Annotated in this window: 18 protein-coding genes; 4 read left to right on the plus strand and 14 right to left on the minus strand. The window is 65.0% G+C overall.

From position 1 onward, the window contains the following. Position 1: 1 nt before the first annotated feature. Positions 2-427, plus strand: coding sequence for a molybdenum cofactor biosynthesis protein MoaE (locus I6E52_RS06510; protein ID WP_197155601.1), 426 nt, complete (start codon positions 2-4; stop codon positions 425-427). A gap of 4 nt (positions 428-431) precedes the next feature. Here the strand turns inward: I6E52_RS06510 and I6E52_RS06515 are convergent, their stop codons facing one another. The 7 genes from I6E52_RS06515 to I6E52_RS06545 all read right to left on the minus strand — a co-directional run bounded on the left by I6E52_RS06515 (position 432) and on the right by I6E52_RS06545 (position 6051). Beyond that, the gene (locus tag I6E52_RS06515; RefSeq protein WP_231601781.1) at positions 432-677 is read right to left on the minus strand and encodes a MoaD/ThiS family protein; all 246 of its coding nucleotides are present in this window, start codon (positions 675-677) and stop codon (positions 432-434) included. 1 nt (position 678) lies between these two features. Beyond that, the gene (gene moaA, locus I6E52_RS06520; RefSeq protein ID WP_197156988.1) at positions 679-1728 is read right to left on the minus strand and encodes a GTP 3',8-cyclase MoaA; all 1050 of its coding nucleotides are present in this window, start codon (positions 1726-1728) and stop codon (positions 679-681) included. Positions 1729-1752: 24 nt separating this feature from the next. Next, the gene (locus tag I6E52_RS06525; RefSeq protein WP_197155603.1) at positions 1753-2580 is read right to left on the minus strand and encodes an MOSC domain-containing protein; all 828 of its coding nucleotides are present in this window, start codon (positions 2578-2580) and stop codon (positions 1753-1755) included. 77 nt (positions 2581-2657) lie between these two features. After that, a complete protein-coding gene (locus tag I6E52_RS06530; RefSeq protein WP_197155604.1) occupies positions 2658-3884 on the minus strand; it encodes an ABC transporter ATP-binding protein in 1227 nt (408 codons plus the stop codon). Between the two features lie 3 nt (positions 3885-3887). Beyond that, positions 3888-4790 (minus strand): ABC transporter permease, encoded by a 903-nt coding sequence (locus I6E52_RS06535; RefSeq protein ID WP_231601783.1) that lies wholly within the window; start codon positions 4788-4790, stop codon positions 3888-3890. Then, complete coding sequence (gene modA / locus I6E52_RS06540; protein ID WP_307842422.1) at positions 4787-5563, minus strand: molybdate ABC transporter substrate-binding protein; 777 nt, start codon at positions 5561-5563, stop codon at positions 4787-4789. The genes I6E52_RS06535 and modA overlap by 4 nt, the downstream gene beginning before the upstream one ends. Positions 5564-5637: 74 nt before the next feature. Next, a complete protein-coding gene (locus I6E52_RS06545) occupies positions 5638-6051 on the minus strand; it encodes a molybdopterin-binding protein (protein ID WP_197155606.1) in 414 nt (137 codons plus the stop codon). Between the two features lie 96 nt (positions 6052-6147). On the opposite strand from I6E52_RS06545, the gene glp reads away from it, so the two are divergent. Next, complete coding sequence (gene glp / locus I6E52_RS06550; RefSeq protein ID WP_197155607.1) at positions 6148-7470, plus strand: gephyrin-like molybdotransferase Glp; 1323 nt, start codon at positions 6148-6150, stop codon at positions 7468-7470. After that, positions 7467-7946, plus strand: coding sequence for a cyclic pyranopterin monophosphate synthase MoaC (gene moaC, locus I6E52_RS06555; protein WP_197155609.1), 480 nt, complete (start codon positions 7467-7469; stop codon positions 7944-7946). Before glp ends, moaC begins: the two co-directional genes overlap by 4 nt. Before the next feature lie 40 nt (positions 7947-7986). On the opposite strand, the gene I6E52_RS06560 is transcribed toward moaC, so the two are convergent. From I6E52_RS06560 to I6E52_RS06575, 4 genes are all read right to left on the minus strand, one after another. Next, entirely contained in the window at positions 7987-8469 is a 483-nt protein-coding gene (locus I6E52_RS06560; RefSeq protein WP_197155611.1) for a molybdenum cofactor biosynthesis protein B, read from the minus strand. 95 nt (positions 8470-8564) lie between these two features. Continuing rightward, positions 8565-8915, minus strand: a complete 351-nt coding sequence (locus tag I6E52_RS06565; protein ID WP_197155613.1) for a hypothetical protein — start codon at positions 8913-8915, stop codon at positions 8565-8567. After that, positions 8915-9193 carry a hypothetical protein gene (locus tag I6E52_RS06570; RefSeq protein WP_197155615.1) on the minus strand — a complete coding sequence of 93 codons (279 nt, stop codon included), beginning with the start codon at positions 9191-9193 and terminating at the stop codon, positions 8915-8917. The genes I6E52_RS06565 and I6E52_RS06570 overlap by 1 nt, the downstream gene beginning before the upstream one ends. A gap of 34 nt (positions 9194-9227) precedes the next feature. Next, positions 9228-10460: a M10 family metallopeptidase domain-containing protein gene (locus I6E52_RS06575; RefSeq protein WP_197155617.1), complete on the minus strand. Its 1233-nt coding sequence runs from the start codon at positions 10458-10460 to the stop codon at positions 9228-9230. Positions 10461-10643: 183 nt separating this feature from the next. Here I6E52_RS06575 and I6E52_RS06580 point away from each other — a divergent pair, with 183 nt between their 5' ends. Beyond that, on the plus strand, positions 10644-11153 hold the full coding sequence (locus tag I6E52_RS06580; protein ID WP_197155619.1) for a GNAT family N-acetyltransferase: 510 nt from the start codon (positions 10644-10646) through the stop codon (positions 11151-11153). A 24-nt stretch (positions 11154-11177) separates the two neighbouring features. On the opposite strand, the gene I6E52_RS06585 is transcribed toward I6E52_RS06580, so the two are convergent. From I6E52_RS06585 to I6E52_RS06595, 3 genes are read right to left on the minus strand one after another with little or no spacing between them, the layout of a single operon-like run. Further along, positions 11178-12890 (minus strand): amidase, encoded by a 1713-nt coding sequence (locus I6E52_RS06585; RefSeq protein WP_197155621.1) that lies wholly within the window; start codon positions 12888-12890, stop codon positions 11178-11180. After that, complete coding sequence (locus I6E52_RS06590) at positions 12890-13990, minus strand: agmatine/peptidylarginine deiminase (RefSeq protein WP_197155623.1); 1101 nt, start codon at positions 13988-13990, stop codon at positions 12890-12892. The genes I6E52_RS06585 and I6E52_RS06590 overlap by 1 nt, the downstream gene beginning before the upstream one ends. Positions 13991-13992: 2 nt before the next feature. Next, positions 13993-15354, minus strand: coding sequence for an NAD(P)/FAD-dependent oxidoreductase (locus I6E52_RS06595; RefSeq protein WP_197155625.1), 1362 nt, complete (start codon positions 15352-15354; stop codon positions 13993-13995). Between the last annotated feature and the right edge of the window lie 79 nt (positions 15355-15433).

Raw genomic sequence — 15433 nt, forward strand, 5'->3', positions numbered from 1 at the left:
CGTGAACGATCAGAACCCCGCAAGCTTCGCCACCATCACGGATGCCGTGATCGATGAGGCCGCAATTCGGCGTGCGGTGGAGTCCCCCGCTTCCGGCGCGGTCGTCGTGTTTTCGGGAGTCGTGCGCAATCACGACGGCGGCAACGAAGTGTGGTCTCTCGAGTACCAAGCGCATCCTGAGGCGGAAGCGTTGCTTGCCCAGTGCTGTGCCGAAGTCGCGGCCGAGACCGGCCTCGCGATCGCCGCAGCTCATCGCGTTGGGCTACTGCAGATTGGGGATGTTGCCCTGTCGGCAGCCGTCTCCGCAGCACACCGTCGCGAAGCTTTCGAGGCGTGCGAGTTGCTCGTCGAGCGCATCAAAGCAACGGTGCCGATCTGGAAACGTCAGCAGCTCGCGGGTGGCGAAACCGAATGGGTGGGGCTGTAAAAACCTAGCCGCCAGCGAACGGCGGCAGCACGTCGACGCGAGTGCCCACCGCGTGCGCGGGATCGCGGCGCACCACGCCATCGACCAGGAACGATCCCGACTCGACAACCTTCTGCATGAGCGAACCGTAGCGCTCGATGAGCAACTCCTTGAGCGTTGCCAGAGTTGCCCCCGACTCGATTTCGAGGTGCTCTTCATCGCGCCCGGCAGCCTCGGCGGCAGCGGCGAAATAGCGAATGTGAGTGGTCATGTCAGCCACCAATGTACGACATCTCGATCTTTTTGGCTCCCGGTCCTGGCGTGGTCGCCAGCCGGGTGGTGTTGAGCGAGCGCAACTCTGAGTAGCGGTCGGTGCGGTTGCGCCAGAGGTGGGCCATGGCATCCGACAGTTCGCCGTCGGTGCAGCCGTCGCGCATGAGGGCACGCAGGTCGTGCCCGGAGCTGGCGAACAGGCAGGTATAGAGCTTGCCGTCGACCGAGATGCGGGCCCGCGAGCAGGTGTGGCAGAAGGACTGGGTGACGCTGGAAATCACGCCGATCTCACCGCCGCCATCGCGGTAGCGCCAGCGTTGCGAGGTCTCGCCGCTGTAGTTCGGGGCGATTTCTTCGAGGGGAAGTTCGGCGTTGATGCGGGCCACAACCTCGGCAGAGGGCACGACTTCGCCGAGCTGCCAACCGTTGGTGGTGCCGACATCCATGTACTCAATGAAGCGCAGGATGAACGGGGTGTCCTTGAAATGGCGGGCCATCGCGACGATGTCTTTGTCGTTGTGGCCCTTCTTGACGACCATGTTGATCTTGATCGGGCCGAGACCAGCGGCGTGCGCGGCATCGAGGCCGTCCAAGATCTTTTTCACGGGAAACTTGACGTCATTCATCGACTGGAAGGTCGCATCGTCGATCGAATCGAGCGACACCGTGACGCGCTTGAGTCCGGCCTCCTTGAGCGCGGGGGCAAGGTGGCCGAGCGCTGAGCCGTTCGTGGTGATGGCGAGGTCGAGGGGCGCGCCCGCCGGTGTTGTCAACTTCGACAGCATCCCGACCAGTTCAGGGAGTCCTTTGCGCAGCAGCGGTTCGCCACCGGTAAGGCGGATCTTCTCGACGCCGTGACGAGCGGCGATGCTCGCGAGCCGAGTGATCTCTTCGAAGCTCAGAAGTTCGTCGCGCGGCATGAACGCGTAGTCGGCGCCGAAGACTTCCTTGGGCATGCAGTAGACGCACCGAAAATTGCAGCGGTCGGTCACCGAGAAGCGGATGTCGTGCAGCGGCCTGCCGAGGGTGTCCACGACGGGGGTGCCGATCGCGGATGAACTCATAGCGTCAGACTAACCCGCGGCAGGCTGCGAAACCTCCGAGGCGGTCGCTTCGATCGCATCGCCGACGTGAATGCTGCCACCATCAAGCGGAGTGAGTCGGATGCCGAACCACGTCTTGTGATCCCGCTGGCGATGCTGCGCCAGGGTGCGAATCGGTTCCTTACCGCGCTCGAGAGTGGAGGGTTCGATCGTGGTCATGACGCAGCGGTCGCAGATCATGGTGACGCGGAAGCGCACGTCACCGATGGTGACGCTGGTCCAGCTTTCTTCGACGAACGGTTCGAGGTCGTCGATGATCACGTTGGGACGGAACCGGATCATGTCGAGGGGTGCGGCATCCGCGTCGGTCCACTCATCGAGTTTGCGCAGCGACGCTTCGCTCGCGAGCAGCAGCGGGCCGCCGTCGGCGAGGGACATCACTTCGCCAGGCTGGCCGCCATCGTCGGGGTCGATCGGGCGTACGGTCGGGTCGGACTGCCAGACGAGGCGGGCGTCGAGGCCGACGCGTTCGCTGAGCCACGCGTTCACATCGCCGCGGGCAGCAAGGGCGGTGCCTTGGCCGTCGAGACTCACCTCGATCGTGTCGCCGCCGTCGGCCATATCGACGGTGATGCTGGAGCCGTCGCGATCAGAAAGCCGCACGGCCGTCTCGCTCAGGGCGTGCGCCGAAAGGCCAAGAAGGTGGTTGTGCTGGCGCGCGGTGAGAGCTTTGCCGTCGCTGTCGACGAGAGCCCAGCGTCGATCCTGGTCGAGACCCCACGGATTGACGGCCGCCGAATCAACGTCTTCGCCGGCAAAAGACTTCACTGGATACACTCTGAGTCGTGTCACGCGCATGGGCGAATCCTAGCAACGTGCGCCCCGAGAACGACGGGAGTGTCCCGAGGATTCGCGGCGCGAATTGGCGGTGCGATTTAGCGGCGTGGGTACACCGTGACCTGGGATGCTGCGACGGAGGCCACGATGCGGTCCCCCGGCGTGATGTCGCGCGCGAGCAGATCGGCCGCCGCTGTCTCGGCCACGACCGTGTCGCCCAGCAGCGTGACGCGGATTCCTCTGAGGCCGGGCTCGAGAAGATCGACGGTGGCGTGCCATTCGTTGGGGTGCGAGGGGGCGGATGCGGTTGATTCAGATGCCGTGGGCCCCGCGGTTGCGGTCGCGGCAGCGACGGCAGCAGCAGCGTCGGAACCCGACGATTCCCGGCGCAGCGTCACCGCAGACGGCGGGAACGCGACCGAAACCTCCGCACCGACCTCCGGTACGACGCCGTTGACGGCGAGACCACGCCCATCCGCGAGCCGCACGAGCTCGTCCGTTTCGACGATTCCGTGCAGCACGTTGAGGCCGACGAGAGTGGCGGCGAACTGGTTGATGGGCTCGCCGAGCACCCGGGCGACGTCGCCGCTGTCGATGATGCGGCCGGCATCCATGATGGCGACGCGGTCAGCCAGCACCATGGCATCCACCACATCGTGGGTGACGACGATGGTGGCAGGCACGGTCGGCGGGCGGCCATCGATTCCGGTGTGCGTGGCGGAGACGCGAGCGGCCAGGCACTCGCGCAGCAGGGTGCGCACGAGAGAGGCGTTCTGCACATCGAGGGCCGCCATGGGCTCGTCGAAGAGCAGCACGTCGGGTTCGGTGGCGAGCACCCGGGCGATCGCCAAGCGTTGCTGCTGACCGCCAGAAAGCTCGGCGGGTTTGCGGGCGGCGAACTCACTCATGCCCACGGCATCGAGCCATTCGGAGGCACGCTCCCGGGCCTCCGCCGCCTTCATTCCGTGCGAGCGCAGCCCAAAGGCAACGTTCTCGAGGGCGCTCAAGTGCGGGAACAGCAGGGGGTCTTGGCCGAGCAATCCAATGCGACGACGATGGGCGGGCACCACGGTCATCCGTCCGCCGCCAGGCCGCCCGCCTCCCGACTGCCCGCCACCCGGCCGGAGAACCTCGGTGAGCACTCGACTGTCGACGGATACCGTGCCGCGCTCCGGGACGAGCAGTCCCGCGATCACCGCGAGCATTGTCGACTTTCCTGAGCCGTTGGGGCCCAGTAGCGCCAGAGTTTCGCCGGGCGCGACGGAGACGCTCGCGTCGAGGGTGAACGAGCCGCGGTTCACCAGCATGGCGGCATCCAGTGTCATGGCTCAGCGCTCCGGAGTCGGGCGCCAGCTGCGCAGCAGAAGCAGGATGACGATGCCAACGACGACGAGCAGCAGCGACAGAGCGATGGCCGAATCTTGGCTCACGCCGGCGCCATTGAAGGCGGTGTAGATCGCGAGGGGCATGGTGCGGGTGGTGCCGGCGGCGTTGCCGGCGAAGAGCGCGGTGGCCCCGAATTCGCCGAGCGCGCGGGCGAAGCAGAGCACGGTGCCGGCGATGACCCCCGGCATGATGAGCGGCAGCGTGACTCGACGAAACACCGTCCAGCGGCCGGCACCCAGGGTTGCGGCGACCGCCTCGTAGCGAGTGCCCGCGGTGCGCAACGCGCCCTCAACCGAGATCACCAGAAAGGGCAGCGCCACGAACGATTGGGCGATCACGACAGCGCCCGTCGTGAACGGAATACGGATGCCGAACCAGAGCTCGAGCACACTGCCGACGAGCCCGTTGCGTCCGAGAAGGTAGAGCAACGCGATGCCTCCGACCAGCGGTGGCATCACGAGCGGGAGCGTCGTGAGGGCGCGCAGCAGTCCCGCCAGCCGATTGCCCGAGCGAGCGATCACGAGCGCGAGCGGGATGCCGACGATGAGGCACAGCACCGTCGCGGCAAGTGCAGTCTGCAGCGACAACCACAGCGCCGACTGCGCCTCCTCCGAGACAATCGCGGCCGGAACGCTCGGCCAATCGGCCCGGAGGAACAGTCCAACGAGAGGCAAGATCAGCAGGGCGAAACCGAGGGCGGCGGGCAGGTAGAGCAGGCGCGGGATGCCGGAGCCCGCTGCGGTCGTGGAGCGGGCGGCCGCGCTTCGGCTGGCTGGGCTTGGGCCGGTCGCGACCTCGGCGGCTCCGTCCCGGTCGGTCTGCGCACTGCGCGAGGAGGCACTCATGGCTTAGAGAATCCGTAGCTCGCGAGAATGTTCTGCCCCTGCGGCGAGAGTACGAACTCCACGAAGGCCGCCGCAATGGCCGGTTGTGCGGCTTCGTTCAGCACGGCGATCGGGTAGTTGTTGCGAGCAGTCGCAGCGTCGGCGATCTCAACTCCGTCAACGGAACCCGCGGCATTCAGCACGTCGGTGACATAGACGAGCCCGGCATCCACTTCACCCAGCTCGACCTTGGTCAGCACGGCCGTCACATTCTGTTCTTCCGTTACGGGCGTCAGTTCAACGTCTGCAACGTCGAGCAGGATGCGCGAAGCGGCCCCACACGGAACCGCGGGAGCGCACAGGGCAACCTGCAGGCCGGGCTCCGCCAGATCGCTCAGCGCCGTGATGTCCAGCGGGTTGCCGGGCTGCACCGCAATCTGCAATTCGTTGCTCGCGAACGAAACCGGCGCAGTCGCCAGCTCGGCGCTGACCTGCTGCATCGTCGCGTCATCCGCAGAGGCGAAAACGTCGGCCGGGGCCCCTTCGCTGATCTGCGTGGCGAGAGTGGAGGACCCGTCGAAAGAGATGGGGGCGATCGTCACGCCGGGATTCTCGGCGCTGAACGCCTCAGCCAATTCGGTGAACGATGCGGTCAATGAGGCCGCGGCGAAGATCGTGAGCTCGCCCTGCAGCGCACCGTCAGCAGACGTGGATGCCGGTGCAGGGTCTGCTGCCGAGCATCCGGCAAGCCCCACCAGGCCTGCCATCGCGACGGCGGCGACCGTCGTCAGCACGCGAACCCGTCGTCGCCTGTGCCTGCCCTGCTGCCGCGGCTGCTCCTGCTCCTGCTTCCGCACCGGAAGCATCACTAGGAGTTGTCTTTCGGAGCCTCAACAACCACCATCGTTGCCTTCACAACGGCGACCGCGAGCGACCCGATTTCGAGTTTCAAGTCGCGCACGGCTTCGGTCGACATGAGCGACACGATGCGATGCGGGCCACATTGCAGCTCGACCTGCGACATGACGGTGTCGCTCAGGATGCCCGTGACGAGCCCAACCATCCGGTTACGAGCGCTGCTCGTTGATTCGGATGCCGCTGCCAACTGTTGAGCGTGCTGCGCACGTTCTTGAGCCCGCTGCGCGAGGTCCGCTCCGTCGATGACTTGGCGCCCGGCGTCATCGAGAGAGACAGGCAGGCCGTCGGAGGCGATCCACCGTCGTACGGTGTCGTCGCTGACTCCGAGGAGCCCTGCGGCTTCGCTAATCCGATAGTGCGTCATAAATCGGAGTTTAGCACCGCACCTGCGGAGATAAAGGGCAATTTTCACTACAACCGCACCCAGTCGAGTGCGAACCGTTTTCGCTAGAGTGAGCCTATGGCCCACGACCCATCCGCACTACCGGCATCGATCAGTATTGAGCAGCACCTCGCGAGCATTCTGACGACCACTGCCACGCTGCCCGCGATCACTGTTCCGATAGCTCAGGCCCTGCACCGCACACTCGCCGCCGACGTTCGGGCCGCCGCGGATGTGCCCGGCTTCGACAACTCGGCGATGGACGGCTACGCGCTTCGTCGAGCAGATGCCGCAACGGCCACCGCCGAAACCCCGGCTGCCCTCACTGTGGTTGCCGACCTCCCCGCCGGGTCCGCGGAGAACCCCCGACTTCAACCCGGCGAGGCCGCGCGCATCATGACCGGCGCTCCCGTTCCCGACGACGCCGATTGCATCGTTCCCATCGAAGACACTGATGAGGGCACCGCTACCGTGCTCATCTATCGAGCCCCTGTCGAGGCCGCGTTCATCCGTCCGCGCGGCACCGATGTGCACGCAGGCGACGCGGTGTTGCCCGCTGGCCGCGTACTCGGTGCACGCGACCTGGCGGCCGCCGCGGCATCCGGAGTCAGCACTCTGTCGGTGCACCCGGCACCGCGCGTTGGCGTGCTCTCGACCGGCAGCGAACTGCGCCAGCCCGGCGAGCCTCTCGCCCGGGGCCAGATCCATGACTCGAATTCGCTATTGCTCGAAGCGCTCATTACCGAGTGCGGCGGCATCCCGGTGCTGCTGGGTTCTGTGCCCGACGACGACGATGCTCTGCGTGCGATCCTCGACACGCACGCCCCCGACGTGGATGCCATCATCACCTCGGGCGGCGTGAGCGTCGGCGCCTACGACGTCGTGAAGGCTGTGCTCGCCCCGCTCGGCATCTGGTTCGGACCGGTGCGGATGCAGCCGGGCAAGCCCCAGGGCGTCGGCCGGTTCCCGGTCGGCAACGCCAGCGCCGCCGCCGACGGCAGCAGCGACAGCAGCACCGCCACGACCGCCACCGCAACCGCTCCCGACAGCGGCCCCCTCCTCTTCGCCCTCCCCGGCAACCCCGTGAGCGTCTTCGTCTCGTTCGAGACCTTCGTTCGCCCCGCACTGCTCACGATGGCGGGCCGCGCTCCGATCGTGCGGCCGACACTCTCCGCCACCGTCACGACGGGCTGGCGCAGCCCCGCGGGGCGAGCGCAATACATGCCCGCTGTTGTCGAAGAGGATGGGCAGGGTGCGGCATCCGTTCGTCCCGCGAGCGCCGGTGGTGCCGGTTCGTATCTCGTCGCGAGTCTGGCCCGTGCCAATGCTCTGGCTTTTGTTCCCGAAGACGCGACCGAGGTGCGCGCAGGCGACGCCCTGACTGTCACACTGGTGTCATGAGCGATCAGCCTTTCACCCACCTCAATTCCGCTGGCCAAGCCCGGATGGTGGATGTCACCGCCAAAACCCCGACCGTTCGCGAAGCAACGGCGGAAGGTTTCGTTCGCTGCTCCCCCGTGATCATTGACGCGCTGCGCTCGGGCAACGCCCCCAAGGGTGACGTTCTGGCTGTCGCACGCATCGCCGGCATCCAAGCCGCGAAGCGCACCGCCGAACTCTTGCCGCTCGCCCACATCATCGGCGTGCACGGTGCCAGCGTTGGCCTTGAGGTGACGGATGACGGAGTCGCGGTGACCGCGACCGTGCGCACCGCAGACCGCACAGGTGTGGAGATGGAAGCCATGACCGCGGTGTCGGTGGCGGCGCTCGCGATCGTGGACATGGTCAAGGGCATGGACAAGACCGTGCAGATTGAGAACGTGCGTTTGCTCGCTAAATCCGGCGGCCGTTCGGGTGACTGGCGTCGCCCCGAATAACGCGGCCGCGCGTAAGGCGGCCCCGAGGAGCGCCCGCTAGCTAGTGGTCTCCGCCATCAAGCTGCTCCAAAATGTGGCCAATCAACGGCGCTACCACCGCAAGGCCCTCTTCGACCGCTTTCGTTGACCCGGGCAGGTTCACCACGAGAGCGGTGCCCGCAACGCCAACGAGACCGCGGCTCAGCACCGCCATTTTCGTGTGGCGAGCACCCTCACGGCGCAACTCTTCGGCGATGCCGGGAATCTCGCGCGTGAGCACGGGCCGGGTTCCTTCGGGCGTGAGATCCCGGGGTGCCACTCCCGTTCCGCCGCTCGTGATGACGATGCGGGCACCGTCGGCGAGCGCCGCCCGAATCGCAGCAGTGACTGATTCCGCGCCATCCGGAATCACCGTCAACGACACCGCATAGCCCTGCTCTGTGAGCAGTTCGACCGCGCGCGGCCCCGAGGTATCCGCCCGCTCCCCGCGAAAACTGCGGTCAGAAACGGTGATGACGGCGGCGGGGATGGGAGCGTGAACCATACCCGCTACGGTACGGCAGGCTGCGGGCGTCTGCCCTCGTACCGACTGTGCGCGCCCTCATTCAGCGGGGAGCAGTCAACCAGCTACAGGGCTGCTTAGTCGAATACCAGAACGCAACCGACAGCGTAGTTCTCTAGATCCGAAACATGAAACGTTCGCAGTCGGAAGGTAATCCGCTGGCCAGTGCCACGGAACGCGCCCGGGCGAAGGTTGGACGTTGATCCCGAGCTGCCCAAATGGGCGCCGCCGCTGCCGACCGAGCCCAGAGTGTTGCCGTCAATTTGGAAAACCTCCATAGCAACACCGTTGTCGCGGTCGTAGTCGGTTAGCGGGTCGGTATAGGTGATGCTCCCCCACGCGATGAAACTGCGCCGACGTCCGAGATTGATTTCCGCTGTCGTCGAACCTGAGCCAAAATTCCACAGGTTCACCTGATGCGCGTCCATTACTTGACCTCCTTCCCGGTCTTCGGCTTGCGATCAGTGACTGAGCACACGCCCTTAGCGGGGTTGACGGTGAGGGTTTTCGTACGGTCACTTGGATCGAATGTTTCCGGGGCGCTCGCCACGGCTAGCTCGGAAAGTTTGCGCCCCGATTCATGATGCGCGAGTGCGAGCACGTCAGATTCCGGTGCGGCCACCGGATCATCATTTCCCAACTCGTAGTAGCTGGCGGTGTGCACGACCTCGCCAGTTTTCTTGTCGTAGACGATGTAAATGTTCATGCGTTCGCTCCAATGATGATGGGCCCTGATGGATTCAGTCGTCGAGCACCACGAGGCATCCGACTCCGTAGGCTTCGAGATCCGAAGAATGGAAGGTGCTCAGCCGAAATTGCACCCGACGACCTCGGCCGACGATTGCGCCGGGAAAGAGATTGCTGGGTGCTCCTGGTGTGCCAAGGTGGTCGCCGCCGGTCCCCACCGCCGCTGGGGAGATGCCGTCTATCGTGAAGATGTCCATTGCAATGCCGTTATCGCGGTCATAGTCGATGAGAGGATCAACGAAAGTTGTCTCGCCCCACGCCAAGAACCGGCGCTCGCGCCCTAGGTCGACGACGGCCGAGTGACTTCCTCCGGCGAAAGCGTGCAGGTGTGCGACGGCAGAGAGGTCCCTCAACCCCACTCGGAACGGATAGAGACTGAGGATGCCGCGGATGTCTTCCTCGGCCAGAGTGTGGTCACCGTTATTGACGTACGGATACATTGACGCGCTTCCGTCACGCGAATGCCCCAGCCCGAGTGCGTGGCCGATCTCGTGGATCGCTGTGTTTCGTAGATCTTGCGATGCTAGAAATCGGAGAAACTCCGCAGAGGGACCGGGCCAAGAGAAGGGCGGGACGTGCGCCCAATCCCTCCACGTCTCAGCCTCATCAAAATGGATTCGTCCATTCTCGGGATAGAACCCGTGCGCGACCACATCACCTCGGCCGTCGAAGGCTGATCCATCCCCGTGGTCACCGGTCTCCCAGCCCAGCTGCATATCGGCGCCAAGCCCGCCCGTGCGCTCGAAAGTGAGTGGCGACACCGCAGCCCATACGTCGAAGGCCGCATCGATCGCATCGACCTCTCCCGTCATATCCGGAGTGGAGTTGTAGACGTTGTAGGTCAGGTCATAGCGAGGCCATGGTTGGGAATTGAAACGAAACGTGAACGGGTCAGTTTCGGGATCTCCGGCAGAACTGAGGTCCTCTGCGCGGACCACTTCAGCAGGAACGTCAGGGCACGCACAGCGCGTCTGTGACATCAGCTTCAACGTCTGCACGTCGATTCGGCCAGAGAGCGGCAGTCGGAAGAACTTCTGGTAGAGGAATACGGCTTTCTGCACGTGCTCGCAGTATGACTCCTCGTGGCACTGGCACTGCTCGTCAAGAATGTAGCCCGATCGTCGCAGTCGCAACCTCAGGTCACTAATGTGGGCGTTGAAATCCCCACGGCTGTAGACGATCCGGGACTTCTCCCGGGCAACTTCTTCGATCCAAACTGCGTTCATTAGCGCGACCCTTTGAGATTCGAGTAGAAACGCGAGACAGCTTGCAATCCGTGACATCAAACTGTCAGAGGGGGTGGAACGCTTAGTCTGCTCCTGATTTTCTGGACTGTCAAGGGTCCTGTTTTTGTGTGGGATCAGCGGCCACGACGCCCACCATCGCACCGCACAACTAAACTCCAGATCATGCGCGCGCCAGAGTTTACGATCCGTCGAACAACTATCGACGACTGGCGCGACGTGCGCACACTGCGGCTTGAGATGCTGGCCGATACGCCGATGGGTTTCGCGGAGCGACTCGATAGCGCCCGCACTTTCACGGAAGCAGACTGGCGTTCGCGCGCCCTCCGCGGCCAGAATCCGCGCGGCATCTCAGTCGCCGCAATCACCACGGACGGTCGCTGGGTCGGCACCATGGGCGGCTACGTGCCCGATGCCACGACAGGCCCGCTCCTCGTCGGCGTGTATGTCACTCCCGACTTTCGCGGTCGTCAGGCTGGGGTGACGGATGCCCTACTCACGACCGTCGAAGAGTGGGCGGCTACTTACGGCAGCACCCTCACGCTCGGCGTGCACGAAGACAATGCGCGCGCTCGCGCCGCCTACGAGCGCCGCGGTTACACGCTCACGCGGCACTCAGTGCCGTACGTTCTCGACAAATCCCGCCGCGAACTCGAGATGATCAAGCAGCTCTAGCCCGCACGGGGCCGGTCGCGGTCGCTAGTCCGTCAGCCGCGGAGTGCGCGGCGGCGCGACCCGACACTGCGACACCGCCTCGTAGGCGATGCCGATGCGCAGCAGGTCGAGGTCGGAATACGCGGCACCCGCGAAAGTGATTCCCGCGGGCATCTGGATGTCGCCCATAAGTCCCATGGGAACCGTGACGGTCGGGATGCCCAGGTGCCGAATCGCGAGGTTGCCGTTCGCGACCCAGACACCGTTTCGCCATCCGGCCTCTGCCGTGGCGGGGTTCGTGCCCATATCGGCGGCTCCCACGTCGGCGACCGCGGGGAAAGCTACGGCGTCGAGCTCGTTAGCCCGCATCCATTCTTCGAGGTCAACCCGGCGAGTTTCTTCGAGACCGCGCACGCCCGCTTCGAGCTCGGGGATGTCGGTGAAGGTGTCGTAGGGGTGGTCGCGCACCTGAGTCGGATACACGGCGATGTCGTCTTCGAAGCCGTCGTAGCGATCGTGCGGGGCATCGGGAACGCTCGGAAAAATCGTGGTGCCGTCGACGCCGACGATCGTGTCAAAGTTCGGGTCGCCGTTGGCCTTCAGAAAGTCTTCCCATGCCCACGCCGACAGGTCGATGATCTCGCGCTTCAAAAACTCGGGGCTCACCAGACCGCGGGTGGCGATCGTCGGGGCACCGGCGCGGTCGGCTTCGTAGTTCGAGACGGCCGGAAAGTCGACTTCCACCACGGTGGCGCCTGCTGCTTCGAGGTCAGCACGAGCCTGGTCAAACAGGGTCAGGATGCTCGGGCGCGTGTCAATCGCGGTTCCTGTCGGACCACCGACTCCGCGCGTGCCCGAGCCCGCCTCGGTATCGCGGTTGATGTACATCCGGGGAACGCCGAAGCGCTTGCCCGCCAGCGGCAGCTCCACACCTTCAGGCGCGAGTGACAGATACGTTTCCGGTCGCACACTCGACGCCGCCGGAATCTCCACCCACGGCTGCGAGCGCCAAAAGTCACCACGGGCATCGTCATCGTCGAACACGATCACGTCGAGCACGGCGAGCAGGTCGGCCATGGTGCGCGTGTGCGGCACGACGACATCCATCGTGGGCACGAGCGGCCAATTGCCGCGCACAGAGATCACGCCACGCGAGGGCGTATAGGCACACAGCGCGTTGTTGGATGCCGGAGCCCGGCCGCTCGACCAAGTCTCTTCCGCGAGGCCAAAGGCCGCAAAACTCGCCGCCGTTGCCGTGCCCGACCCGTTTGACGATCCCGATCCGTACGCCGCGGTGAGGTACTCGGCGTTGTACGCGCTCTCAGCACGGCCGTAAACGCCGGGCTGCATTCCGCCGTTGGCCATCGGGGGCATGTTGGTGAGGCCGAGGCAGATCGCCCCCGCGTCGCGCAGTGCCCCGATGGTGGCCGCATCCCGCATTGCGCGCAGCTCGACGAAGGCAGGGCTGCCGGCCGCGGCGGTCAGGCCGCGGTGCAGGTAGCTGTCTTTAGCCGTGTACGGGATGCCGTCGAGCGGCCCGCGCAGTTGACCGGCGGCCCGGCGCGCATCCGACTCCCGCGCTTCGGCGAGCGCTTCAGGATTCGGCACCACCACGGCGTTGAGCTTTGGCCCGCTGCGGTCGTAGCGAGCGATGCGCTCCAGATACGCGGTGACGAGCGCCTCACTCGTGAGCGTGCCAGCCACGAGTGCTTCGTGCAGTTCGGCTATCGAGGCTTCAACGACATCGAAGGTGCTCATCAATTTTCTCCCTGCGGCTCAGCGCTGAAATTTCGCGATACCGCTACAGAAGCTGCAGCGTCAGTGACGGCGGGCAGTTGCGGCTGCTGTTGGGTGATGCAGTGGATGCCACCGCCGCGGGCAAAGATCTCGCGCGAGTCGACCATCTGCACCGTGCGGCCGGGATACGCGTCGGCCAGAATTTCGGCGGCTCGGGCATCCGCCATTTCATCGTCGAAGCCGCACCCAATCACTCCCCCGTTGACGACGAGGTGATTCACATAGCTGTAGTCGACGAAACCGTGGTCGTCCCGAAGGGTGGAGGGGGCGGGCAACTCGACGATCTCAAACGTGCGGCCCGCGACATCCCGCTGGCTCTCGAGGCTGGCCCGAACCTCAGCCATCACCTGATGGTCCGGATGCTCGGGGCTGGGCTGGGCGTGCAGCAGCACGCGCCCCGGTGATGCGATTGTCGCGACGATGTCGACGTGGCCGTTGGTGCCGAAGTCGTCATAGTCGCGCGTGAGCCCGCGCGGCAGCCAGACTGCATGAGTCGCGCCAATCGTGCGCAGCATCTCCTGCTCAACGCGTGCTCGGTCAGCGAGCGGATTACGACGCGGGTCGAGTTGAACGGTGTCGGTGAGCAGAACGGTGCCTTCACCATCGACGTGCAGTCCACCGCCCTCGGCAACGAGGAGCGAGCTGACGAGTTCGGCGCCAGCAGCGTCAGCAACAATGCGTCCGATCTTGGCCGCCTGCTCCCACTCGGCCCACGCGGGCGCACCCCAGCCGTTGAAAATCCAATCGACGGCGCCGAGCAGGCCCGGGTCGTCATCATCAAGCACGAAGGTGGGCCCGATGTCGCGCATCCAGAACTCATCGAGTGGTGCTTCGAGAAGCTCAATATCGCTGGCGAGCATTCGCCGGGCGCGGAACATTTCGGTCGGGTCAACGACCATCGAGACCGGCTCGAACTGGGCGACGACATTGGCCACGTCAGCCCAAGCGGCATAGCCGAGTTCGCGTTCGGCATCGGTCGCGCCGAGAGTTTGGCCGACGCGCGGGAACGCCATCCACGTGCGCTCATGTTCAGCGGTTTCGGATGGCATTCTCCAGCTCATGGCTAGCCTTTCGACGCTTCGATGATGGATGCCGCGAGCCGCTGTCCCACACGAATGGCACCGTCAACGTGCTGGTAGCCTTCCGCCGCGAGGTCGCTGGAGCCGAACTGAATCGGCCCGACCGGCTGAAGCTGCAGCGCCCCATACCGCGTGAGCCCGCCGAGGTCGAAGCTCGCCGCGTAAGCGCCACGCGTCCACTCTTCGGAGGCCCAGTCGCTTTCGTAATACACGGCCGGAGTGAGCGCGTCGTCGCCGTAGTAGGTCGCGAGCGATTCGAGGATGCGCTGCTTGCGGTCGGCGGGATCGAGCGCGAACAGTTCGTCGGCCTTCTCCCCCGACACAAAGCCCACGAGGGTGCCGCGCTCTTCGCCGTGGTTCGTGTTGTCGTAAGCCTCGTGCACGATTTGGTACGGGCTAAAGGCGGTACCGGAAAGCCCGGCCGCGCGCCAGAACGGAGTCGCATAGGTCGCGTGCACCTTGATGACGAGACCGAGGGAGGAGTGCTGCTGCATTTGCTGACGCATCCGCGGCAATGCAGGAACGTAGTCAATGCGGTCGTAGAGGTTCGGCGGCACGGCAACAATCACGTGCTCAGCACGCACCGCTAGCTCGTCGCTCGTGACGGTCGCGCCCGTGGCATCCCATTCGATCTGGCGAACGGGCTGCGAAAGGCGAACGACGTCGCCACCCAGGGCGTCGGCCATGAGCAGCGGAACCTGCTGAAGCCCACCGACCACGCGCTTATCGAGGATGAAGTCGGCGTCAACGAGGTTGCTGAAGCTGCCTGCGCTGGCTGCCATGAGCAGAGCCTGCAACAGCGAGAACGAGTGGGCAGGCTTGGTGAGCATTGCCTCGGCAACGTAGAGCGCAATGTTGTCGACAGCTTCTGCATCCGCGCTCTGGCTTTCGAGCCAGCTGCGGTACGAGATGCGGTCAAATTCTGCGGCCCGCGGATGCTCCCACGGAGCCTGAAGGTCGAGCTCAGCCACGAGGCCGTCAAGCAACGCGATCAGTCGAGTGATCTCGGCTTCGGTTGCTTCTCCGGCGGGGAAGATATCCCCGGTGAAGCGACGCGCAACACCATCGCGAGAAACATAGACGCTGTCACCTTCGCGGTAGCGGGAGTAGGTTTCTAGGCCGAGTTCGGCGAGCATATCGATGAGTGCGGTTTGGTCAGGCGAAACCCACTGGCCGCCGATCTCATACATCTGCCCATCGATATCGTTCGTCCAGAGGCGACCACCAATGCGGTCGCGAGCTTCGAGCACGATGACGCTCTTGCCCGCGCGAACGAGGGCTCGGGCGGCGGTGAGGCCGGTGGCACCGGCTCCGACGATGACGACGTCTCGCTGGATGGTGTTCATGGGTTATGCGCTCTCTCTGGGGATGGACGATGCGCTCTGCGCGCTCGCTAAGGTGTCGGACGTGCACCTCAGCGTGTAG

Origin of the sequence: Salinibacterium sp. NG253 (assembly GCF_015864945.1) — a bacterium.
Taxonomy (GTDB): domain Bacteria; phylum Actinomycetota; class Actinomycetes; order Actinomycetales; family Microbacteriaceae; genus Rhodoglobus.